The 22,162-nt window shown below is 70.7% G+C and carries 24 protein-coding genes and 1 pseudogene; 10 read left to right on the top strand and 15 right to left on the bottom strand.

Annotated elements, in window-relative coordinates:
• Entirely contained in the window at nt 1-786 is a 786-nt protein-coding gene (locus A5705_RS17265) for a hypothetical protein (RefSeq protein ID WP_067881389.1), read from the top strand.
• A gap of 13 nt (nt 787-799) precedes the next feature.
• On the opposite strand, the gene A5705_RS17260 is transcribed toward A5705_RS17265, so the two are convergent.
• Complete coding sequence (locus tag A5705_RS17260; protein WP_067881386.1) at nt 800-1,522, bottom strand: FadR/GntR family transcriptional regulator; 723 nt, start codon at nt 1,520-1,522, stop codon at nt 800-802.
• Nucleotides 1,523-1,598: 76 nt separating this feature from the next.
• Between A5705_RS17260 and A5705_RS17255 the strand changes: the two genes are divergently transcribed.
• Genes A5705_RS17255 through A5705_RS17245 form a run of 3 tightly spaced genes read left to right on the top strand, consistent with a single transcriptional unit; the run spans nt 1,599 to nt 4,746 of the window.
• On the top strand, nt 1,599-2,564 hold the full coding sequence (locus tag A5705_RS17255; protein WP_068278782.1) for a hypothetical protein: 966 nt from the start codon (nt 1,599-1,601) through the stop codon (nt 2,562-2,564).
• The gene (locus A5705_RS17250; RefSeq protein WP_068278780.1) at nt 2,561-2,890 is read left to right on the top strand and encodes a hypothetical protein; all 330 of its coding nucleotides are present in this window, start codon (nt 2,561-2,563) and stop codon (nt 2,888-2,890) included. The genes A5705_RS17255 and A5705_RS17250 overlap by 4 nt, the downstream gene beginning before the upstream one ends.
• Nucleotides 2,887-4,746: a GMC family oxidoreductase gene (locus tag A5705_RS17245; protein ID WP_068278778.1), complete on the top strand. Its 1,860-nt coding sequence runs from the start codon at nt 2,887-2,889 to the stop codon at nt 4,744-4,746. The genes A5705_RS17250 and A5705_RS17245 overlap by 4 nt, the downstream gene beginning before the upstream one ends.
• 89 nt (nt 4,747-4,835) lie before the next feature.
• Here the strand turns inward: A5705_RS17245 and regX are convergent, their stop codons facing one another.
• The 6 genes from regX to A5705_RS17215 all read right to left on the bottom strand — a co-directional run bounded on the left by regX (nt 4,836) and on the right by A5705_RS17215 (nt 10,856).
• Nucleotides 4,836-5,519: a two-component sensory transduction protein RegX gene (regX, locus tag A5705_RS17240; protein ID WP_066917713.1), complete on the bottom strand. Its 684-nt coding sequence runs from the start codon at nt 5,517-5,519 to the stop codon at nt 4,836-4,838.
• Nucleotides 5,516-6,736 carry a cell wall metabolism sensor histidine kinase WalK gene (locus tag A5705_RS17235; RefSeq protein ID WP_156738447.1) on the bottom strand — a complete coding sequence of 407 codons (1,221 nt, stop codon included), beginning with the start codon at nt 6,734-6,736 and terminating at the stop codon, nt 5,516-5,518. The genes regX and A5705_RS17235 overlap by 4 nt, the downstream gene beginning before the upstream one ends.
• A 150-nt stretch (nt 6,737-6,886) precedes the next feature.
• Nucleotides 6,887-7,636, bottom strand: a complete 750-nt coding sequence (locus A5705_RS17230; protein ID WP_067881372.1) for a phosphoglyceromutase — start codon at nt 7,634-7,636, stop codon at nt 6,887-6,889.
• Between the two features lie 13 nt (nt 7,637-7,649).
• Nucleotides 7,650-8,168 carry a YbjN domain-containing protein gene (locus tag A5705_RS17225; protein ID WP_068278776.1) on the bottom strand — a complete coding sequence of 173 codons (519 nt, stop codon included), beginning with the start codon at nt 8,166-8,168 and terminating at the stop codon, nt 7,650-7,652.
• The gene (gene mshA, locus A5705_RS17220) at nt 8,165-9,496 is read right to left on the bottom strand and encodes a D-inositol-3-phosphate glycosyltransferase (RefSeq protein WP_068278774.1); all 1,332 of its coding nucleotides are present in this window, start codon (nt 9,494-9,496) and stop codon (nt 8,165-8,167) included. Before mshA ends, A5705_RS17225 begins: the two co-directional genes overlap by 4 nt.
• A 52-nt stretch (nt 9,497-9,548) precedes the next feature.
• Entirely contained in the window at nt 9,549-10,856 is a 1,308-nt protein-coding gene (locus tag A5705_RS17215; RefSeq protein WP_067881540.1) for an ROK family transcriptional regulator, read from the bottom strand.
• A 177-nt stretch (nt 10,857-11,033) separates the two neighbouring features.
• On the opposite strand from A5705_RS17215, the gene A5705_RS17210 reads away from it, so the two are divergent.
• Nucleotides 11,034-11,783 carry an SDR family NAD(P)-dependent oxidoreductase gene (locus A5705_RS17210; protein WP_067881363.1) on the top strand — a complete coding sequence of 250 codons (750 nt, stop codon included), beginning with the start codon at nt 11,034-11,036 and terminating at the stop codon, nt 11,781-11,783.
• On the opposite strand, the gene A5705_RS17205 is transcribed toward A5705_RS17210, so the two are convergent.
• Both A5705_RS17205 and A5705_RS17200 read right to left on the bottom strand, forming a co-directional pair.
• Complete coding sequence (locus tag A5705_RS17205; RefSeq protein ID WP_067881360.1) at nt 11,767-13,059, bottom strand: Ig-like domain-containing protein; 1,293 nt, start codon at nt 13,057-13,059, stop codon at nt 11,767-11,769. The genes A5705_RS17210 and A5705_RS17205 overlap by 17 nt on opposite strands.
• Nucleotides 13,060-13,180: 121 nt before the next feature.
• A complete protein-coding gene (locus A5705_RS17200; RefSeq protein ID WP_068278773.1) occupies nt 13,181-14,299 on the bottom strand; it encodes a UDP-N-acetylmuramate dehydrogenase in 1,119 nt (372 codons plus the stop codon).
• Between the two features lie 26 nt (nt 14,300-14,325).
• On the opposite strand from A5705_RS17200, the gene A5705_RS17195 reads away from it, so the two are divergent.
• From A5705_RS17195 to A5705_RS17185, 3 genes are read left to right on the top strand one after another with little or no spacing between them, the layout of a single operon-like run.
• Nucleotides 14,326-14,844 (top strand): DUF2505 domain-containing protein, encoded by a 519-nt coding sequence (locus A5705_RS17195; protein ID WP_067881354.1) that lies wholly within the window; start codon nt 14,326-14,328, stop codon nt 14,842-14,844.
• 23 nt (nt 14,845-14,867) lie between these two features.
• Nucleotides 14,868-15,710 (top strand): carbon-nitrogen hydrolase family protein, encoded by an 843-nt coding sequence (locus tag A5705_RS17190; protein WP_068278771.1) that lies wholly within the window; start codon nt 14,868-14,870, stop codon nt 15,708-15,710.
• The gene (locus A5705_RS17185) at nt 15,707-16,765 is read left to right on the top strand and encodes a DUF2993 domain-containing protein (protein WP_067881348.1); all 1,059 of its coding nucleotides are present in this window, start codon (nt 15,707-15,709) and stop codon (nt 16,763-16,765) included. The genes A5705_RS17190 and A5705_RS17185 overlap by 4 nt, the downstream gene beginning before the upstream one ends.
• Before the next feature lie 10 nt (nt 16,766-16,775).
• On the opposite strand, the gene deoC is transcribed toward A5705_RS17185, so the two are convergent.
• The 6 genes and pseudogenes from deoC to A5705_RS17155 all read right to left on the bottom strand — a co-directional run bounded on the left by deoC (nt 16,776) and on the right by A5705_RS17155 (nt 20,892).
• A complete protein-coding gene (gene deoC / locus A5705_RS17180) occupies nt 16,776-17,468 on the bottom strand; it encodes a deoxyribose-phosphate aldolase (protein WP_068278769.1) in 693 nt (230 codons plus the stop codon).
• A complete protein-coding gene (locus A5705_RS17175) occupies nt 17,468-17,881 on the bottom strand; it encodes a DUF2599 domain-containing protein (RefSeq protein WP_068278767.1) in 414 nt (137 codons plus the stop codon). The genes deoC and A5705_RS17175 overlap by 1 nt, the downstream gene beginning before the upstream one ends.
• A 4-nt stretch (nt 17,882-17,885) precedes the next feature.
• A complete protein-coding gene (locus A5705_RS17170) occupies nt 17,886-18,173 on the bottom strand; it encodes a DUF2516 family protein (RefSeq protein ID WP_197517001.1) in 288 nt (95 codons plus the stop codon).
• A 103-nt stretch (nt 18,174-18,276) separates the two neighbouring features.
• Nucleotides 18,277-18,870 carry a heparin-binding hemagglutinin HbhA gene (gene hbhA / locus A5705_RS17165; RefSeq protein ID WP_067881339.1) on the bottom strand — a complete coding sequence of 198 codons (594 nt, stop codon included), beginning with the start codon at nt 18,868-18,870 and terminating at the stop codon, nt 18,277-18,279.
• 133 nt (nt 18,871-19,003) lie between these two features.
• Nucleotides 19,004-19,424: pseudogene (locus tag A5705_RS17160) on the bottom strand (helix-turn-helix domain-containing protein); the annotation flags it as partial.
• 82 nt (nt 19,425-19,506) lie between these two features.
• On the bottom strand, nt 19,507-20,892 hold the full coding sequence (locus A5705_RS17155) for a DUF445 domain-containing protein (RefSeq protein ID WP_369803363.1): 1,386 nt from the start codon (nt 20,890-20,892) through the stop codon (nt 19,507-19,509).
• 133 nt (nt 20,893-21,025) lie between these two features.
• Here A5705_RS17155 and A5705_RS17150 point away from each other — a divergent pair, with 133 nt between their 5' ends.
• Nucleotides 21,026-21,727: a TetR/AcrR family transcriptional regulator gene (locus tag A5705_RS17150; protein ID WP_067881333.1), complete on the top strand. Its 702-nt coding sequence runs from the start codon at nt 21,026-21,028 to the stop codon at nt 21,725-21,727.
• Between the two features lie 238 nt (nt 21,728-21,965).
• On the top strand, nt 21,966-22,162 hold a 197-nt coding region (locus A5705_RS17145), incomplete at its 3' end, for a class I SAM-dependent methyltransferase (RefSeq protein ID WP_197517000.1).

The raw sequence follows: 22,162 nt of genomic DNA, 5'->3' as shown, positions 1-22,162 counted from the left end.
GTGGCGAATTCGCACCCGGAACCGGGTCAGGAGGTCGAGTTGGACTTCGCCCGCGAATGGGTGGAGTTCTACGACCCGGACAATCCGGAGCACCTGATCGCGGCCGACCTCACCTGGCTGCTGTCGCGTTGGACCTGCGTGTTCGGCACACCGGCCTGCCGCGGCACGGTCGAAGACCGCCCCGACGACGGGTGCTGCTCGCACGGCGCGTTCCTGTCCGACGACGACGACCGGGCCCGGCTGGACGACGCGGTCAAGACGCTGACCGACGAGGACTGGCAGTTCCGCGAGAAGGGCTTGGGACGCAAGGGTTACCTGGAGCTCGACGAGCACGACGGCCAGCCCCAGTACCGCACCCGCAAGCACAAGGACGCCTGCATTTTCCTCAACCGGCCGGGGTTCCCCGCCGGGGCCGGGTGCGCGCTGCACACCAAGGCTCTCAAGCTGGGGGTGGCACCGCTCACCATGAAACCCGATGTGTGCTGGCAGTTACCGATCCGGCGCAGCCAGGAATGGGTGACCCGGCCCGACGGGACGGAGATCTTGAAGACCTGGGTGACCGAATTCGATCGCCGCGGCTGGGGCTCCGGCGGGGCGGACCTGCACTGGTACTGCACCGGCGATCCGGCCGCCCACGTCGGCGCCAAGCAGGTGTGGGAGAGCATGGCCGACGAGCTCACCGAACTGCTCGGCGCGAAGGCCTATGCGGAGCTGGCGGCGATGTGCAAGCGGCGCAGCAAGTTAGGGCTCATCGCGGTGCACCCGGCCACCCGGATCGCCGAATAGCGCCGGCCCGCGCTCAGGTGGCCTGGGTTCTTTTGTAGGACAACACCATTCGCAGGGCGCTGGCGTTGAGGTAACCCTCGACCGCGGCGGCCGCCGCTTCCGACTGGCGCGCCAGCACGGCGTCGGTGATCGCCCGCAGGTCGGCCAGCACCGGGGCGGCGTCGTCGTAGGCGCCGGTGAGTTCGTGCTCGCGGCCGCCGAACGCGTGCTCGACCCAGCGATACAGCAACCCCAGCGCGCGGTTGCGGGTGCCGTGGATGAGCACCCGGAAGTAGGCCAGGTCGGCGGCCTGGCGCGCCGCCGGGCCGTCGGCCTCGCGCACCGCCGTCAGGGCGGCGCGCAGCGACTCGGCGTCCTCCGGCGTGCTGCGTTGCGCCGCCAGCCGGCCGATCATCGGGCCCAACGCCGCCCGGATCTCCAGCAATTCGGCCAGGAACTCGGGGCCGAGCCTGCGGACCAGCGCCTCGACGACGGCGGGATGCGTGAGCGCCTGGGGGTCGCACACCACGTTGCCGCTGCCGTGCCGGGCCTCGATGAGACCCATCTGCTGCAGCCGGGCCAGCCCCTGGCGCAGCGACGTGCGGTTGACGCGGAGCTGCTCGGCCAGCTCGCGCTCGGGCGGCAGGGTCGACCCGGGCGGAAAGGCGCCGTCGAGGATCGCGTCGGCGATCGACGCGGCGATCTGTTCGTCGACCCGCTGGCGATCGGGCGGCTGCAGTGCGCTTGACTGGTTCATTGGCTCAACCAATATAGTGGACCGACCGGGCCCCGGACAGCAACCGAGCGCCCGCGTCCCGACCGGAGGTGAGCACGTGGACGACGAGCTGCGATCGGCCTCCGCCCCGCGCTGGCGCGGCAAGGCCGGCCGCCTGGAGGTCTGGTACGCCACCCTGTCGGATCCGCTGACCCGCGCCGGCCTGTGGATCCACTGCGAGACGGTGGCTCCCCTCCACGCCGCGGACGCCCCCTACGCGCACGGCTGGGCGACCTGGTTCGCGCCCGACGGCCCGCCGCGCACCGAGCGGTTCGGCCCCGAGCCCGCCGGGCCGGCCTCGGGCACCGCCTGGTTCGACGCGGCGGGGGTGCGCGTGGCGCCGGAAAAGCTGGCCGGGCGCGCGGGATCGCTGGCATGGGACCTGTCCTGGACGGACGCCGGCACGCCGTTGTGGACGTTTCCCCGGGCGGCGTGGGAGCGCGAGCTGCTGCCCGGCGCCCAGGTGGTCGTCGCCCCCACCGCCGACTTCGCGGGCTCATTGACCACTGACCTTCAAGCAGACGCCGCCGCGCGCATCGAGGGGTGGCGCGGCGGCGTCGCGCACATCTACGGACACGGCAACGCCCGGCGCTGGGGCTGGATCCACGCCGACCTCGGCGGCGGCGACGTGGTGGAGGCGGTCACCGCGGTGTCGCACAAGCCGGGGCTGCGCAGGCTGGCGCCGATGGCGTTCGTTCGCTTCCGCATCGACGGGAAGGATTGGCCCCCAAGCCCTTTGCCGTCGCTGCGGATGAAAACGACGCTGGGCCTGCGGCACTGGCAGCTGGAGGGGCGCATCGGCGGTCGCCGGGTGCTCATCCGGGTCGACCAGCCGCCGGAGCGGTGCGTGAGCCTGGGATACACCGACCCCGACGGCGGCCGCGCGGTGTGCACCAACACCGAGCAGGCCGACATCCACATCGACATCGACGACCGGCACTGGTCGGTGCTGGGAACCGGGCACGCCGAAGTGGGGCTGCGCGGCGCTGACGCACCCCAAATCAACGAAAGGATCCCGTCGTGAGCTTTGCGCTCGACCCGCCGCTGCTGTTCGCCGCCGGAGTGCTCATCGAGCGGCGGCTGCCCCCGGACCGCCGGGAGCTCGCCGAGGCCGCCACCCTCGGCGTCTTCTTCGGCGGCTCGTTCGGCCTCTACAACAACGTGCCCGGCCTCGGTGTGCTGTGGCGGCCCTTCCGCGCGCAGAACGGGCGCGACTTCATGTGGAACAGCGGCGTTTTCGGCGTCGACACCGCGCAGGCGGGCCCGCGGCTGCACGCGGCGGCGGCCGGCATCTTCGCGACCTATCCGTTCTTCATCAAGCTGGGGCGCCGGGTCGGACGCTTCGGATGAGCCGTCTCGCCGCGTCGTTCGGCGCCGCGCTGCTCCCCCGGGAGTGCGGCGGCCCGGCACCCGCCGATCTCGCCGGCCGCGTCGACCGCTACCTGGAGCGGCTGCCAGCCACATCACGGGCGGCGGTGCGGGCCGGGTTGGTCTCGCTGGCCGCGGCGAGCTACCTCACCACCGGCCGCTCGCTGTCACGGCTCGGCCCCGGTGAGCGGGAGCGGGTGTTGCGGCGGGTCGCCGCCCTCGGCCCGGACGCCGGGGCGGCCGTCGAAGCGCTGAAGGCGATCGTGTTGCTGGCCAACGGCGCCGAAACCTATGCGCCCGAACTGCTTTCGCGTGCCCAGGAGCATGACGTCGCGCGCCCGGACGCGCCCCTGAACGTCACCCCGTCGCCCGAGAGCGGCTCGGTCGTCGTCGCCGACGCGGTCGTCGTCGGGTCCGGCGCCGGCGGGGCGATGGTGGCCCGCACCCTGGCGCGGGCCGGCCTCGACACCGTCGTGCTCGAGGAGGGGCGGCGCTGGACCGTCGGGGATTTCCGCACCGGCCACCCCATCGACCGGTACGCCGGGCTGTACCGCGGCGCGGGGGCCACCGTCGCGCTGGGCCGCCCTTCGGTGGTGCTGCCCATCGGTCGTGCGGTCGGCGGCACCACCGTGGTGAACTCCGGCACCTGCTACCGGCCGCCGCCCGCCGTGACGCTGCGCTGGCGCGACGACTTCGGCCTGCGCCTGGCCGATGAAGACCGGCTGAGCGAGCGCCTCGACGACGTCGAACGCACCATGCGGGTCGCGCCGGTCCCGCTGGAGATCATGGGGCGCAACGGGCGGCTGCTGCTGGATGCCGCCGCGACGCTGGGCTGGCGGGCGGCGCCCATCCCGCGCAACGCGCCGGGCTGCGAAGGCTGTTGCCAGTGCGCGATCGGCTGCCCGCGCAACGCCAAGTTCGGCGTGCACCTCAACGCGCTGCCGCAGGCGTGCGCGGCCGGCGCGCGGATCATCTCGCACGCCCGCGTCGAGCGGGTGCTGCACCGGCAAGGGCGCGCCCGCGGGGTGCGCGCCCGCCGCCCCGACGGCACCGCGCTCGACGTGCTCGCCGACACGGTCATCATCGCCGCGGGCGCCACCGAGACGCCGGGGTTGTTGCGGCGCAGCGGTTTTGGTGCTCACCCGCGCCTGGGCCGCAACCTGGCGCTGCACCCGGCGACGATGCTGGCCGGGCGATTCGACGACGACGTCGTCGCCTGGCACGGCGTGCTGCAAAGCGCGGCGGTGCACGAGTTCCACGAGTCCGACGGCGTGCTGATCGAGGCGACCTCCACGCCGCCGGGGATGGGTTCGATGGTCTTTCCCGGCTACGGCGCCGAGCTGCTCGGCTGGCTCGACCGCGCGCCGCAGGTCGCGACGTTCGGCGCCATGGTGGCCGACCGCGGCGTCGGGTCGGTGTCGTCGGTGCGCGGCGAGACGCTGGTGCGCTACAACATCGCGCGGGCCGATGTCGCCAAGCTGCGAGTGGCGATCGAGGCCATGGGCCGGCTGCTGTTCGCCGCGGGTGCCGTCGAGGTGCTCACCGGCTTACCCGGCGCGACGACGGTGACGTCGCTGCCCGCGCTGCGCGATGCGCTGAGCCGAAGCGACGCGCGCAGCCTGCATCTGGCCGCCTTCCACCCGACGGGCACGGCGGCCGCGGGCGCCGACGACCAGCGCTGCCCCGTCGACGAGACCGGGCGGCTGCGCGGCGCAGACGGCGTGTGGGTCGCCGACGCGTCGATCCTGCCCAGCTGCCCGGAGGTGAACCCGCAGCTGTCGATCATGGCGCTGGCGCTGGGCGTGGCCGACGAAATCGTCGGCGCCCGCGCGAATTGAGTGTGAATCCTGGGTTTTGACTGTGCGTACAGGGCGCCCTGAGTGCACAATCCGCGCCGTGGCTTCACACGCGAAGCCCTCAGCGCACGCTAGCCCTCGAGCTTGTAACCCAGTCCCCGCACCGTCACCAGGTGCACCGGGTTGGCCGGGTCCGCCTCGATCTTGGAGCGCAGCCGCTTGACGTGGACGTCGAGCGTCTTGGTGTCGCCGACATAGTCGGCACCCCAGACCCGGTCGATCAACTGCCCGCGGGTCAGCACTCGTCCGCTGTTGCGCATCAGGTACTCGAGCAGGTCGAATTCCTTGAGCGGCAACGTGATCGTGTCGCCGTTGACCGAGACGACGTGGCGCTCGACGTCCATCCGGACCGGGCCGGATTCCAGCACGCCGTCGCTGATCTCGGAGTCGTCGTCGCCGCCCCGGCGCAGCACGGCGCGGATCCGGGCGATGAGCTCGCGCGCCGAATAGGGCTTCGTGACATAGTCATCCGCGCCCAGCTCCAGGCCGACGACCTTGTCGATCTCGCTGTCGCGCGCGGTCACCATGATCACCGGCACGCTGGACCGGGCGCGCAACTGCTTGCACACGTCGGTGCCCGACATGCCCGGGAGCATCAGATCGAGCAGCACGATGTCGGCGCCGGCACGGTCGAACTCGGCGAGGGCCGCGGGCCCGTCGGTCATCACCGTGGCCTCGAAGCCCTCCTTGCGCAACAGGAATGCCAGCGGATCGGCCAGCGACTCCTCGTCCTCCACGATCAAGACACTGGTCATCTACTCAGTTCTTCCTCTCGTTGTGACCTGTTGGGCCGCACCTCACGGCCCAGCGGTGGCTCGGGTTCCTCGTCGCTGTCCTTGTATGCCGGAATCGACAGGGTGAACGTCGACCCGGTCCCCGGCTTGCTCCACACGCCGATGCTGCCGTTGTGGTTGGCCGCAACGTGTTTGACGATGGCCAGGCCCAGCCCACTGCCGCCGGTGGCCCGCGACCGCGCCTTGTCGCCGCGGAAGAATCGCTCGAAGACCCGTTCCTGGTCTTCCAGGGGGATTCCGATGCCGCGGTCGGTCACGGCGATCTCGATGTTGTCTCCGCGGCGGCGGCGGCTGATCGACACCGGCGACCCCGGGGGCGAGTAGGCGATCGCGTTGGACACCAGGTTGGCCAGTGCGGTCACCAGCAGCCCCTCGTCACCCAGCACCCGCAGGCCGCTCGGCGCGTCGGTGCGGACCTCGATGTGGGCGTTGTCGGCGGCCACCTTGTGGCGTGCAATCGCCTCGGAAACAACGGTGTCCACCTCGACCTCGGTCACGTTGGGCAGCCGCTCGGCACCCTGCAGCCGGGACAGCTCGATAAGCTCGGCGACCATGTCGCCCAGCCGGTTCGCCTCGACGAGGACCTTCTCGGCGAAGCGGCGGACGGTTTCGGAGTCGTCCGCGGAGGCGAGCAGCGCCTCGGCCAGCAGGGCCATCGCCCCCACCGGGGTCTTGAGCTCGTGGCTGACGTTCGCCACGAAATCGCGCCGGGTCGCCTCCATGCGGGCGTAGTCGGACTGGTCGTGGACGAACACCACGGCGAACCGGCGGTCCTCCTCGCTCAGCAGCCGCGCCTGACCGTGCACCGAGAGCCCGGCCCGGCCAGGCCCCCGCTTCGGCGGCCGCAGGTCGAACTCGACGTCGACGCCGGTGAGCGCCTGCTGCGCGGCCTGCCAGGCCTGGTTGTCGAGTTGACGGTCGCGCACCAGGCCCAGTTCCTTGGCCCGTTCGTTGAGATAGACGACGTCGCGGTGCGAATCCACCACCGCGGCGCCCAGCGGCATCAGCGCGACGATGCGCTGCAGCATCTGCGCGACCGTGATGCCCGTCCATTCGGTGGTGGATTGCTGGCGGCGTTGCACCGCCCGCGGCGCGAGCCGGGCCCCGACCGCAACTCCTGCGGCCAGCGCCAGCACCGACAAGACCCCGGCCAGCAACAGCGCCGAGAACACAGTCACAACAAAATCCTACAAATTTGGTGAACGCCGCCCTAGCGGAGCGAGGCCAAAATCGGACAAGTCACATCTTGCGCTATAGGTGTTCCGCTTCCGTTCACTCGATGTTTGGCAAACGGGCCTATGCAGGCGGTCTTTTACCTGCGGACCGACTCAGGCCCGCCCTTGGCCGGCAACCGCGGCGGCGCCCGCCGCGGCCGCCTCCGGGTCCAGATACGTGCCGCCCGGCAGCACCGGCCGCAGGTCGGCGTCCAGGTCGTAGCGCAGCGGAACGCCGGTCGGGATGTTGAGCCCGACGATCTCGTCGTCGGACATCCCGTCCAGGTGCTTGACCAGGGCGCGCAGCGAGTTGCCGTGCGCGACGATCAACACGGTCTTGCCGGCCCGCAGGTCCGGGACGATGACGTCGGTGAAATACGGCAGGAACCGCGCCACCACGTCGGCCAGGCATTCGGTCAGCGGGCCGCCGCCGATGTTGGCGTAGCGGGGATCCGCATCCTGGCTGAATTCGCTGCCCCGCTCGATCGGCGGGGGCGGCGTGTCGTAGCTGCGCCGCCACGCCATGAACTGCTCCTCGCCGTAGCGGTCCTTGGTTTCGGCCTTGTTGAGACCCTGCAGCGCGCCGTAGTGGCGTTCGTTGAGCCGCCAGCTGCGCCGCACCGGGATCCACAGCCGGTCGGCGGTGTCCAGCGCCAGGTGCGCGGTGGTGATCGCCCGGCGCAGCAGCGACGTGTAGAGCACGTCGGGCAGCAGCCCATGTTCGCTCAACAAATCGCCGCTGCGCTCCGCCTCGGCCCGCCCCTTCTCGGTCAGCCCGACGTCGACCCAGCCGGTGAACAAATTGAGGGCATTCCAGTCGCTCTCGCCGTGGCGCAGCAGCACCAGCGTGGCAGTTTCACCCATGCCGGTCAGTGTCTCACGCAGGTTCGTCGTCGTCTTCGTCGATCAGATGCGCGAAGGCCTGCAGGTTCTTCAGCGACTCCCCGCGGGACACCCGCCACTCCCACTCTTTCTGGATCGACGACCGAAAACCCAACTCCAGCAACGTGTTGAAGTCGGAGTCCACGGCCTCGAGCACCTGGCCGAGCACCCGGTCGATCTCGTCGGCGTCCACCGATGCCAGCGACATGCGGCCCACCAGGTAGATGTCGCCGACGTTGTCGAGGGTGTAGGCGACCCCGTACAGGCGCCGATTGCGCCGGAGCAGGAACCGGTAGACGCCCTCGTGGTTCTCGTCGGGCTTGCGGCACACGAACGCCTCGACGCGCACCGAGTGCTCGCCGATGCTCAGGATGGTGTTGGTCTTGAGCTTGCGCTCGCCGGGCAGCTCCACCACCAGGCCGGGCAGCCCGCCGTGCGCCCCGGGGAACTCCGAGTAGGTCAGCCCGCTGGCCTGCAGCGTGCGCTCGATCACGGCCTGCACTGTCGAGTTCACGCGCCCACCCCGCGACGGGTCGCCCAGCGGCGGGGCTTGCGCATCGCGGCCCGGTCGCGAAAGCGGCGCTGGCGCAGGGCGGTGAAGTCGCCGATCGCGCGCCGATAGCTGGTGAGCAGCGCGTCGGTGGTGTTGTCCCAGGAGAACGTGGCCGCGTGCGCGGCCGCGGCGCGGCTCATCGCGTCGGCCCGGGGCGGGTCGAGCCGCAGCATCCGGTCCAGGGCGGCCGCCCAGTCGCCGACGTCGTGTCCGGACACCAAGCTGCCCGACACCCCGTCACGCACCGCCACCGGCAGGCCGCCGACCGACGCGGCCACCACCGGGGTGCCGCACGCCTGCGCCTCGACGGCGACGAGCCCGAACGACTCCGAATAGCTGGGCACCGCAACAAGATTGGCGGCCTGGAACAGGGTGGCCAGGTCCGGACGGGACTGCGGCGGCAGGAAGTTCACCCGGTCGGTGATGCCGAGTTCGTCTGCCAGCCTTACCAACCCGTCCGGGGAGGCCAGGCCGCTGCCCGACGGGCCGCCGGCCACCACGATGCGCAGCCCCGGCAGTTTGGCCGCGGCGCGCAGCACGATGTCGGGGGCCTTCAGCGGCTGGATCCGCCCGACGAAGGCCACCAGGTCGCCGTCGAGCGGCAGCCCGAGCGCGGCCCGGGCCGCCCGGCGGTTGCCCGGGCGGAACACGTCGAGGTCCACCCCCGGGTGGACCACGTCGATTCGCGCCGGGTCGGCGTGGTGGATCGAAATCAGTTGCGCCGCTTCATCATCGGTGTTGACGATCAGCCGGTCCGCTTCGTCGACGACTTGCTGCTCCCCGACCGTGCGCAGGGGCGGCTCGGGCGCATCACCGTCGGCCAGGGCGGCGTTCTTGACCGCGGCGAGCGTGTGCGCGGTGTGCACCAACGGGACCGCCCAGCGGTCGCGGGCCAGCCAGCCGACCTGCCCGGACAGCCAGTAGTGGGAGTGCACGATGTCGTAGTGACCGGGTTCGTGGGACGCCTCGGCGCGCAGCACCGCGGCCGCGAACGCGCACAGCTGAGTGGGCAGGTCGTATTTGTCCAGGCCCTCGAACGGCCCCGCCACCACGTTGCGGACCAGCACGCCCGGCGCCACGTGGGCGATCGGCGGATCGGCCGACGCGGTCGCCCGGGTGAAGATCTCCACCTCGATCCCCCGCCGCGCCAGGTGCAACGCGGTCTGCAGCACGTAGACGTTCATGCCGCCGGCGTCGCCGGTCCCGGGCTGGGCCAACGGTGAGGTGTGCACCGCCAGAACTGCGACCCGGCGCGGGTCGCTGCGCCGGGAACCGTCGTCGTGCCGCACTCCTTCATCTTTACAGGACGGGCCGCGACCCGGCCCGAGCGCGCCGTTCGCTCTACGCGGACGACTCGCCGGCGGCCTCTCGCAGCCGGGACTCCAGCGCCCCGGCGCGCCGCATCGCGCCCAGCGGATCCGCGTAGAGGCCGCCCAGGGACACCGTCCCGGCCCCGGCCTCCTGGACCCGGTTGCCGAAGGCGGTGACGCGGATGTCGCGCGCGGGAAGGACCGAGCGCACGGCGAACGCCGCCTCCACCTGCCCCATCGCCTCCGGGTACTCGGTGAAAGCCTGGCCACCGACCACCAGCTCGTCGGGGTTGAGCATGTCGCGCAGCAACGCGACCGCCTCGCCGAGCACCCGGGCCCGCTCGGCCAGCAGGGCCTGGGCCTGCTGGTTACCGGCCCGGGCCACCCGCAGCAGGTCGGCCATCGCGGTCGTGGCCCCCGCGGTGCGGTTCCCGGGCGGGACGCCGGGCAGGATCTTGAGGCGGCGCGCCGCGACCAGGACCGCTTCGTCGCTGACGGTGGATTCCAGCTGGCCCGTCCCGCCGAGCAGCTCGGAGTGGGCGGGCAGGGCCGCGATGGTGCCCGGCCCGCTGGCCGGGCAATGCACCCGGCCGCCGATCACCAGCGCATAACCCACGGTCTCGCGGGCGTACACATACAGGCTCGTCGGCGAGCTCGGCGCGAAGCGCCGCAGGCCGAGCAGCAGCTCGGCGCCCGCCATCGCGTCGACGTGCGAGGCCACCGACAGCGGCAGTCCCAGCGCGTCGGCCAGCACCGGGCCGACGGGCGCCTGCCGCCACCCCAGCCGCGGGTGGTCGACGAGGCCGGTGGCGCCGTCGACGGTGCCACCGATCGCGACCCCGACCCACAGCGGCCGGCGCCGGTGCCAGCGCTGCAGGTACCGCGAGGCGCTCTCGGCCAGCGACGCCAGCGCGGGCCCGGGGGGCGACAGCGGCGTCGGGGTCTCGACGGTGTCCAGCGTGCGGCCGAACAGGTCGGTGGCCACGATGCTGGTGGTGCGCGCGCCGATGTGGATGCCGAGCGTCACGAACGGTTCGTGGTTGACCTCCACCGGCACCCGCGGGCGCCCGATGGCCCCGGAGACGGCCAGGTCGGCGCGTTCCCGCAGCAGGCCCGCGTCCAGCAGGGCGATGACCTGGCGGTTGACCGTGGCGATGCTCAGCGAGGTGACGGCCGCGATGACGTCGCGGCCCACCGGGCCGCGCAGCCGGACGGCGCGGAACACGGATGCCGCCGCCGAGTCCGAGATGTGTAGCGCCGGAGGCAGGATCTGGCGGTGCATCCGCGGAAGGCCTTTGCGGCTGTGGGAATGGTGGCTACGGGTAAGGGTAGTGCGCATGGGTGTCCTTTTGTGTGCGAGTTCCTGATGGCCGGCTTCGGCCACACCTGAAAGTCAGGAGCGGCAAAGTGCGCGACAACAACACGCACCCGCCGCGCACAGACACGCGGCGGTGTTGTTGATCAGGGCGCCAAGGAGCACCCCGAGAACTTAGCACGTTCACTAGAGTTGTTCCGTGTGAACGCAGCTGGGGGACAACGACGGGTCGCGGTGGTTACCGGGGCCAGTTCGGGCATCGGTGAAGCGACCGCGAAAACCCTTGCGGCACAGGGGTTCCACGTGGTCGCGGTGGCGCGCCGGGCGGACCGGCTCGAGGCGCTGGCCGACGAGATCGGCGGCACCGCGATTGTGGCCGACGTCACAGACGACGACGCGGTGCGGGCGCTGGCAACCGAATTGAGCCGGGTCGACGTGTTGGTCAACAACGCCGGTGGCGCCTGGGGGCTGGAACCGGTCGCCGACGCCGACCTCGAACACTGGCAGTGGATGTGGGAGACCAACGTGCTGGGCACGTTGCGCGTCACCCGCGCGCTGCTGCCCAAGCTCATCGACTCCGGCGACGGCCTCATCGTCACGGTCACCTCGGTCGCGGCCATGGAGACCTACGACGGCGGCGCCGGCTACACCGCGGCCAAGCACGCGCAAAGCGCCCTGCACCGCACGCTGCGCGGTGAACTACTCGGAAAACCGGTGCGGCTCACCGAGATTGCGCCGGGCGCGGTCGAGACCGAATTCTCCCTGGTGCGCTTCGACGGCGACCGGCAGCGCGCCGACGCCGTCTATGCCGGGATCACGCCGTTGGTGGCGGAAGACGTCGCCGAGGTCATCGGGTTCGTGGCCACGCGGCCATCCCACGTGGACCTCGACCTGATCGTCATCAAGCCGCGCGACCAGGCCAGCGCGACGCGGTTCAACCGCCGGGGCTAGGCGACGGGCTCGTGGTCGTCGCCGGAGTAGAAGTGGGCGTGCCCGACAGCGTCGGCGCGTTCGACGGGGTGACCGGCGCGGTGACCGGAATCTGAGTGGCCGGCGGGTGCGCGGTCGCGGGCGGCAGCGCCGACATCGCCACCCAGGTGTCCCAGTCCACCGCCCAGTCCCAGATGTCGCCGTCGGAGTAGGACAGCTGGATCGAGCTTCCCGTCACCTCGACCGGGTCACCGTAGATCGCGGTCCGGTAGTACTGCTCGGCGTCGGCCGTCGACAGGTTGATGCAGCCGTTGGTGACGTTGCTGTTGCCCTGCGCGCCCGCGCTCGACGGGTTGGCGTGGATGAACTCGCCGTTGTTCGAGATCCGCACCGCCCAGCGCTCGTGGGCGTTGCTGTAGCCGGCGGCCGGGTTGGACATGTAGAAGTCGGAGTACTTCTCGGTCACCACGTGGATGCCGTTGCGGGTGACGTTGCGCGCCTTGTCGGCCTCCCCGTAGCTGCACGGGAAGTCCATGATCACGCCGGCGTCGGTGACGACCTGGATGCGGTGCGAGGAGACCTCGGCCTTGACCACCTGCCGCCGGCCGATCTGGAAGTGCAACGAGATGTCGTCGGCGCCGTACGCGCCGTCACCGAACGGCCGCCCGTAGAACTTGGCGTCGACGTTGACGGTGGTGCCGGCCGGGTAGTACTCGCGGGTCCGGTAGTGGACGCGGGCGCCCTGCGCCTCGTCGGGCAGCCAGGCCCAGCTGCCCTCGACGGGCGGGTCGGTGGTGACGGTGAGCGCCTTCTCGACGGCGGCCTTGTCGCTGATCGGCGAATCGAACTGGATGATGATCGGGGCCGCGACACCGACGGTCTGGCCGTCGGCCAACTGGAAGGCGCCGCTGATCTTCTTGCTCGGCGACACGGTGGTGAACTTGCCGCTCACCGGGATCGCCTTGCCGTTGTGGCCGACGGCCGACCCGCTCCAGGTGTAGGTCGCGTCGTAACCCAGCGGTTCGGTGGTGGTGAAGACGGTGCGGTCGGAGTTGAACGACCCGGCGACCGCCTTGCCCGACGAGTTCGTCAGCGCCACCTTCTGGAACCAGCCGTCGGTGACCTGCACGCTGATCGGCGCGATCGGGACCACGTCCGCTGCGGAGTCGGCCGGCTGGAACTTCAGCTGCGGCGCCGGCGGCTCCTTCTTCTCGGCCTGTTTGTTGGCCACCGTGCCGGCGCAGGCGGCCAATACGCCGGGGGCGAACACGCCGAGCCCCAGGGCCGCCAAGGCCATGCGCCGGTTGACCGGCGGGGGGGAACTGGAGGTGCTCACGACAGTTAAAGATACCGTGAGACAAGACCCCTACCCCGCCATGACAATTCGAGGCCGGGGCGCCGCTTCCGGGAATTTGCGGCTAAAGCCTGCAACCGAGCAGGACAGGCTCCGGTTCCAGTGTGATACCAAACACAGCGCGGACTCCGTCACGCACGGTGCGGGCCAACGCGATCACGTCCCCGGCGGTCGCGCCGCCGCGGTTGGTCAGGGCGAGAGCGTGCTTGGTCGACAGCCGGCACGGCGCCTCCGGGCCGCCGGGTTCGGGGTCCGGGTAGCCCTTGTGAAAGCCCGCCCGCTCCACCAACCAGCCCGCGGCCAGCTTGACGCCGTCCGGCGCCGGGTAGTGCGGGAGCGGGCCGTCCACGCGATCGGCCAGCCGCTCGTACACCTGGCGGGAGACCACCGGGTTGGTGAAGAACGAACCCACGCTCCAGGTGTCGTGGTCGGCGGCGTCGAGCACCATGCCCTTGGCCGACCTGAGCGCCAGCACCGCCCGGCGGACGTCACCGGGGTCCGCGCGCTCACCGCTGGCCGCGTTCAGCGCGGCCGTCAGCTCGCCGTAGCGCAACGGCGCGCTGCGGCCCGATGCGTCCAGCGCGAACTCCACTTCCAGTACGACGGAAGGGATTTCACCGCCCGAGCGGTTGGCCCGCTTGAACGCGCTGGTGCGGTAGCCGAAGCCCAGCTCGTCGGCGGGCACCCAGCGCACATCGCCGGTGCGGCGGTCCAGCACCCGGACGCGGGTGAGGGTGTCGGACACCTCCGCCCCGTAGGCCCCGACGTTCTGCACGGGGGTGGCCCCGGCCGAGCCGGGGATGCCGGACAGGCATTCCAGCCCGCCCAGGCCGTGCTCGATGGCCGCAACCACCACGTCGTCCCAGACGGCGCCCGCCTCCGCGCGAAGCACGTTGCCGTCGACGGTGACGGCGTCACCGGCCAGGCGCACCGCGGTCAGCTCGGGCAGCGTGTCGGCGATGACGAGGTTGGAGCCGCCGGCAAACACCAGCACCGGCCCGCCGCCGCCCGTGCGGGCCTCGTCGTCCAGCTGCCCCAGCACGGCGACCACCTGTTCGGTGCTGGTGCAGGTGATCAGGCGCCGGGCGACCGGCCCGACCCGCAGCGTGGTCAACGGCGCGAGCGGCGCCGCATCGGCGACGTGGGCACCGGCGAACAGCGAACCGGCACCGGTCGGTTTCATGGCCCGTAACGGTAGCCTGGCCAGCTATGCCGCGTTCATTCGAGTTGTCGGCCGACTACCAGGCGAGCGTCGAAGAGGTTCATCGGGCCTTCCACGAGGAGGGCTATTGGCGCGCCAGGCTGGCCGACATTCCCGTCGACGAGGCGAGGCTGGAGTCGATGCGCATCGGCGGCGAGTCCGGGGACGACGGCACCGTCGAGGTGGTCACGCTGCAGGTGGTGCGCAGCCACAACTTGGCCGCCGTCGTCAAGCAGCTGCACCGGGGTGACATCCGCGTCAGACGCGAAGAAACGTGGGGACCGGTCACCGACGGCATCGCCTCGGCGTCGATCGCGGGCACGATCGAGGGCACCCCGGTGCACGTTTCGGGCACCGGCGAGCTGTTCCCCGTCGCCCGCGGCGCCCGGATCTCCTACTGCGTCACCGTGAAGGTGCGGGTCCCACTGATCGGCGGCAAGGTGGAGCGGCTCATCGGCGCCCAGTTGGCCGAGCTGGTGGCTATGGAACAGCGCCTGACCGCGGAGTGGATCGCCAACAACGCCTAACCGCCGGGCCTAAGCTGGCGCCCATGCGAATCGCGCTGGCCCAGATCCTCAGTGGCAGCGATCCGGCGGCGAACCTGCGGCTCGTCGGCGACTACGCCCGCCGGGCCGCCGAGGCGGGCGCCACGCTGGTCGTCTTCCCGGAGGCGACCATGTGCCGGTTCGGCGTCCCGCTGGCGCCGGTCGCCGAGCCGATCGACGGGCCGTGGGCGAACGGCGTCCGCAGCATCGCGACGGAATCCGGGATCACCGTGATCGCCGGCATGTTCACCCCCGCCGGCGACGGGCGGGTGACCAACACGCTGATCGTGGCCGGGCCGGGTGCCCCCAACCGGCCGGACACCCACTACGACAAGATCCACCTGTACGACGCGTTCGGGTTCACCGAGTCGCGCACCGTCGCGCCCGGCCGCGAGCCGGTGGTGGTCGACGTCGACGGGGTCCGGGTCGGGTTGAGCGTTTGCTACGACATCCGGTTTCCGGCGCTCTACACCGAGCTGGCCCGGCGCGGCGCCCAGCTGATCGTCGTGTGCGCGTCCTGGGGCTCCGGTCCCGGCAAGCTCGAGCAGTGGACGCTGCTGGCGAGGGCGCGGGCGCTCGATTCGATGAGCTACGTCGCCGCCGTCGGCCAGGCCGACCCCGCGGACGCCCTGACCAAGTCGGGCTCCGGCGCGGGAGCCCCGACCGGGGTGGGCGGCAGCCTGGTGGCCTCGCCGCTCGGCGAGGTGGTCGCCTCGGCCGGCGACGGCCCGCAACTGGTGGTCGCCGACATCGACGTCGACCGGGTGGCCGCGGCCCGCGACAGCATCGCGGTGCTGCGTAACCGCTCCGACTTTGCTCAGCTGGATAGGGCAGAATCGGTTGGGTGACGAACCCACAAGGCCCGCAGGGACCACCCAACGAGGGCCCGTCGACGTGGGCCCGTCCCGCCAGCCAAGGCCCGTTCGGTCAGCCCCCCACTGAGCGGCCCACCGAGCGCATCAGCACCGGTGGCCCGGGCCAGGTCCCGCCGCCGTTGGCGCCCGGCCAGCAACCCGGCCAGCAACCCGGCCAGACAGAGAGGTTGGGCGTCGCGAACCCGAACCCGCCGCGGCCCCCCCACGCGCCGCCGCCCATCCCGCCCGCGGGACCGACGGAGAAGCTGGCCACTCCGAACGAAGAGCCGGCACCGGTGAAAAGAAAACGACGCTTCCTTCGCGACCCGCTGTCCATCCTGTTGATCTGCATCATCGTGTTCGCGCTGATCGTCGCGGGCCTGATCGGGGCCGAGCTGTACGTCCGCCACGTGGCGGACACCAAGGTCGCCGAGGCGGTGGCGTGCGAGGTCAAGGACCAGGCCACCGCCTCCTTCGGCGTGACGCCGCTGATGCTGTGGCAGCAGATGACCAAGCACTACACCAACATCTCGGTGCAGACCGCCGGCAACAACATCCGCGACGCCAAGGGCATGAAGCTCAACCTCAACATCCGCGACGTCCGGCTCCAGTCGACCGCCAACTCGAAGGGCACCATCGGCTCGCTGGACGCCACCATCAGCTGGACCAGTGACGGCATCAAGCAGTCGGTGCAGAACGCGATTCCGGTGCTGGGGCCGTTCGTCACCAACAGCGTGACCACTCACCCGGCCGACGGCACGGTCGAGTTGAAGGGCATGCTCGACAACATCACGGCCAAGCCGGTGGTGTCGGGCACCGGGCTGCAACTGCAGATCGTGAGTTTCAACGCGCTGGGCTTCACCATGCCGAAGGAATCGGTGCAGTCGACGCTGGACGACTTCACCGCGCAATTCACCAAAAACTACCCGCTGGGCATCCACGCCGACAGCGTGCAGGTCACCGATACCGGTGTGTCAGCGCACTTTTCGACGCAGAACGCCAGCATTCCCAACGACAACACCACCGACCCCTGCTTCGCCCACGTGTGAGCGGGGACGGCTAGTCGAGGCCGTCGAGCACCGCGCGGGTGGCCGACAGGCCGAGCCGCGTCGCCCCGGCCTCCACCATGGCCAGCGCGTCGGCGGCGGTGCGGATGCCGCCGCTGGCCTTGACCCCCAGCCGCCCGCCGACGGCCCCGGCCATCAGGGCGACGGCGGCCACCGACGCGCCGCCCGCGGGATGGAACCCGGTCGAGGTCTTGACGAAGTCGGCACCGGCGTCCTCGGCGGCGCGACACACGTCCGCCAGCCGGCGCCCGTCGGCGAGGCCGAGCAGCACCGCCGACTCGACGATCACTTTGAGCACGGCCCGCGGCGCCGCGGCCCGCACCGCCTCGATGTCGGATCGCACCGCGCCGAGCTCGCCGGCCAGCGCGGCGCCGAGGTCGATGACCATGTCGATCTCCCCCGCCCCGCACGCCACCGCATGCGCGGCCTCGTGCGCCTTGACCTCCGACACGTGCTTGCCCGACGGGAAACCCGCCACCGCCGCCACCGGCATGGCGGCCCCGGCGGCGGCGTCGACAGCCTCCAAGGCGGCCGGGACCATCGAGGGCGAGACGCACACCGCGTAGACGCCCAGTTCGGCGGCCTCGGCGACCAGGGCGGCGACGTCGGCGCGGGTTGCCTCGGGTTTGAGCAGGGTGTGGTCGATCAGGGCCGCCAGCTGGGCCCGGGTGGGGTGGCCGGCCACTAGAACGCTTCTTCGGGACCGCCGGGGTTGCAGCCGGTCGCGAACATCTCGGCGTCGTCGACCACCGGGCGCCAGGGCTCCAGGTTCCAGCTCGCCTTGCCCGGCTGGGCGAGCTCGGCGAACTGCCAGTGGCAGACGAACTGCGCGCGCATGCCGGCGGTGTCGGCGTCCGGCGACAGCGCCAGCACCTCGCCCCAGGCCTCGTCCGCGTCGGTGGCGACGAAGGGCCGCCTGGCGGCCATCCGCCCCGAAGGTGTCGGAAAGACCCGCAGGCTGGGCAGCCCGCTCCAGTGCGCCCACTGGGTGTGGTCGATGAAGGGGGGTGCGGGGGTGGCGTCGGCACGAGCGGGAGCCGCCGCCGGCGAGCCGAGCAGCGCGACCGCCACCGCGGGCGCGGCCAGCAAGGCTTTCATCCCGCTAGCGCGACTTGCCCTGGATCTCAAGGAGTTTGGGCCGCACGTCGACCAGATACACGCCGGCCGCGCACGCGGCGATCGCCATGCCGAGCACGCCGAAAACGGGATACAGGATGGAGGACATCGCCACGGCCCCGCCGAGGATGAGCAACCAGACGGGTTTGGTCAGCTTGTCTGCGGCGGTATATGCGTCGCGCCGCTGCAGCGCCGCGTGCACAAACGCGTACACCGCCGTCACCAGGATGGCGAGAAGCAGGACCCACATGACGGTGTTCACTACATGAGGCACGCCATAAGGGTATGCGGGCGGCCCGCAAAACGTCGACTCCGAGTCGCCCCGGAGGGCAACTCGGAGTCGAGCGTCATCTCACCGAGTTCGCCTCGGTGCCGGATTACTTCTGGGTGACCTTCTTGGCCGACGCCTTCTTGGCCGGCGCCTTCTTGGCCGCAGCCTTCTTGGCGGGCGCCTTCTTGGCCGGGGCCTTCTTGGCCGACTCGGCCTTCTTGGGCAGGTCGATGCCGACCAGCTTGGCCGCCCGCTCACCGACCGCGCGGGTCTGGGAAGCGACGGTGCCCAGGGCCTCCTGGGTCAGCTCGACGGCTTGGTCCACGTAACCCTCGGCGCGGGCCGACGCGTCCTCGAAGGGCCGCTGGCTGCGCAGGCGCTCCAGGGCCGACTCGCCGCGCTCGACCAGCTCGTTGTACCGGCTGGTCGCCGCCTCCAGGTAGCCCTCGGCGGCCTTGCGCAGCTCCTCGGACGTGAACCGCTCGCGCAGCTCGGTGAACTGCTCGGGCAGGTCCTCCTGCAGCTTCGACAGGCGCGCGCGGCGCTCCTCGACCCGGCTGCGGGTCTCGGTGCGGGTCTCCTCGGCACGCTCACGGATGTTGGCGATCAGCTCGTTGACGGTGGCCAGGGCCAGGTCGGCGGCGCCCAGGGCTGCCAGCAGCGGGGCACGCAGGTCCTCGACGTTCGAATTTTCAGCCATGTGCTTCGTGTTTCCTTTCATGATTTGTCTTGCTATCGGGGTTACTACTTCTTCTCATCTGAAAAAAGGGCCAAGTGTCAGTCCTGGGGGTGAATTCGGGGGGAATTGTCAAGACCCGCGGATTGACAGGGCAATCACTCGTCGCTGTCGGATCCGCTCGGACACTCCTCCACAATCGATTCGTTCTGCTGGGTGAACGACGCGTAGATCTCCAGCAGGATCTGCTTCTGCCGCTCGGTGATCGCCGTGTCGGTGATGATGGCGTCGCGCACCTGGCTCTTGTCGCTGGGCTCGAGGATCCCGGCCCGCACGTAGAGCACCTCGGCCGAAACCCGCAGCGCCTTCGCGATCTGGTTCAGGACGTCCGCGGACGGCTTGCGCAATCCGCGCTCCACCTGGCTCAGGTAAGGGTTGCTGACACCGGACCGCTCGGCGAGCTGGCGCACCGAGACCTGCGCGTTCTCCCGCAGATCCCGGATGAAGCTGCCGAGGTCGGAGGCCACTTCGGAAGCCGCCGTGGACACCTTGGCCGAGAGTTTCTCCTCCGGCGGCATCGCGTACTCCTCGGGTGGGCCTGATCGTTACGCGCCCAGAGTACGACCAAGTGCTTGCTATTGCAAGCACTTGTTAGCACCCCTAGAAAAGCAGCTGCGCGACGGCGTAGATGATCAGCCCGGCCAGGGACCCCACGACGGTGCCGTTGATCCGAATGAACTGCAGATCGCGCCCCACGTGCAGCTCGATGCGCCGGCTGGCCTCCTCGGCGTCCCAGCGCTCGATGGTGTCGGTGATGATCGCGGTGATCTCCACCCCGTATTGGGAGACCAGGTGCTGGGCCGCCCGCACGATCCAGTTGTCGACCTTGTCGCGCAGATCGGCGTCGTCGCGCAGCGACTCCCCGATGCGGACCACGGTGTCGGCGATGCGCGTGCGCAGCGTGCTGGACGGGTCGTCGACACCCTCGAGCACCAGCCTTTTCAGCGTCCGCCACGCCGTCGCCGCGGCGTCGGCGATCTCGTCGCGCGCCATCAGCTGTTCCTTGACCGCCTCGGCGCGGGCGATGGTCTCCGCGTCGTTCTGCAGGTCGTCGGCGAACTCGAACAGGAAGCGCGTCGCCGAACGGCGCAACTCGTGGTCGGGGTTGCGGCGGACCTTGTCGGTGAAGTCCATCAGCTCGCGGTGGATGCGGTCACCGACGAGATGGTCGATGAAGCGGGGCGACCAGCTCGGGGAGTCGCGCTCGACCACCCGCTGGATGACCTCGCCGGCGTTCAGCGACCACTGGAATGCCCGGTCGGCCAGCAGCTGGATCAGCGCCTCCTGGCGGTTTTCGGCCAACAGGGTGGACAGCACGCGGCCCACGGGCGGACCCCATTGCGGCTCGGCGATGCGGCGGACGATCATCCGGTCGATCACCTGCTGGACGTCCTCGTCGCGCAACAGCTCCACGAGCACCCGCAACACCGTCGCCGTCTCGCTCGCCACCCGGGCTGCGTGCGTGGGCTCCGAGAGCCACTTGCCGAGCCGGCTGGGCACCTGCGCGTCGCGCAGCTTCGTCTCGACGACCGGCGCCGACAGGAAGTTCTCCCGCACGAACGTGCCCAGGCCCTCGCCGAGCTGGTCCTTCTTGCGCTTGATGATCGCGGTGTGCGGGATGGGAATGCCGAGCGGGTGCTTGAACAGCGCGGTGACCGCGAACCAGTCGGCCAGCGCGCCGACCATGCCGGCCTCGGCGGCGGCCCCGACGTAGCCGACCCAGACCGCGGTGGCGCCGTGCGCCTGCGCCCACCGGCAGGCGAGAAACACCACGGTGGCGCCGACCAGGAAACCCAGCGCCACCGTCTTCATCCGGCGCAGCGCCGCCCGTCGCTGCGCGTCGGCCTCCGGATCGGCCCCGGCGAAGGATTCGGCGAGGGACGGTCGAGCCCTGCCGGCCGGGGGCGCGATCAGATCCGGGTCCGACGGCGGGACGCCGGACCGGCTCGGCGCTTCGGCTCTGTCCGGGGCTCTGTGTACCACCACACCATCATCTATCGCCGTGGGCAGTTAGTGTTACCGCCCTGCTTGTGGCCCCCGAGCATCCGCAGCCCATGCGCCTAAACCGGCCCGGTAACCCGTAGTATCGGGGGCGTCGATTGAGTGGGAAGCGGCGAGAGTGGCAGAGCGGATAACGGCCGCGACCATCAAGACGGATGGTCGCAAGCGGCGCTGGCACCAACACAAGGTGGAGCGCCGCAACGAGTTGGTCGACGGCACGATCGTGGCGATCCGCCGGCACGGCCGCTTCCTGAGCATGGACGAGATCGCCGCCGAGATCGGCGTCTCCAAGACCGTGCTGTACCGCTACTTCGTCGACAAGAACGACCTGACCACCGCGGTACTGATGCGCTTCGCGCAGTCGACGCTGATCCCCAACATGGCGCGTGCGCTGACGTCCAACCTCGACGGCTTCGACCTGACCCGCGAGATCATCCGGGTGTACGTCGAGACCGTCGCGGAGGAACCCGAGCCGTATCGGTTCGTGATGGCCAACAGCTCGCCGACCAAGAGCAAGGTGATCGCCGACTCCGAGCGGATCATCGCCCGGATGCTCGCGATGATGCTGCGCCGGCGCATGCAGGAGGCCGGGATGGACACGGGCGGGGTGGAAACGTGGTCCTACATCATGGTCGGCGGCGTGCAACTGGCCACCCACTCCTGGATCTCCGACCCGCGGATGAGCGCCGACGAGCTGATCGACTACCTGACCATGCTGAGCTGGAGCGCGATCTGCGGCATCGTCGAGGCGGGCGGCTCGCTGGAGAAGTTCCGCGGGCAGCCGCACCCCTCGCCGATCCTGCCGCCGCGAGAGCCGTGAGGCGGCGCCAAGACGCCTCACGTGGGCGTGGGCTGACGCCTCAAGGCCGTGGACCCACGCCGTTCGCACCACCAATCCGCCCCCGCGTCTTGTGACGGGTATGTGACGTAGAGCCAAGCCTTGAAATGCGACTTGGACAGCCTTAACGGCTAGCATGCAGGGGATGCATCGGGGGTAAACCGGGGCGCGCGGGCGCTGGGAAGCCCGGGACCCGAGATACAGAAAGGCTCAATACCTCATGTCTGTGCAGCTCACGCCGCATTTCGGGAATGTGCAAGCACACTACGATCTCTCGGACGACTTCTTCCGGCTGTTCCTGGACCCCACCCAGACCTACAGCTGCGCCTACTTCGAGCGCGACGACATGACGCTCGAGGAGGCGCAGAACGCCAAATTCGACCTGGCGCTCGGCAAGCTGAACCTCGAGCCGGGGAT

Source organism: Mycobacterium sp. E787 (genome assembly GCF_001668725.1).
Taxonomy (GTDB): domain Bacteria; phylum Actinomycetota; class Actinomycetes; order Mycobacteriales; family Mycobacteriaceae; genus Mycobacterium.
This window is presented reverse-complemented; position numbering and strand designations above follow the sequence as displayed.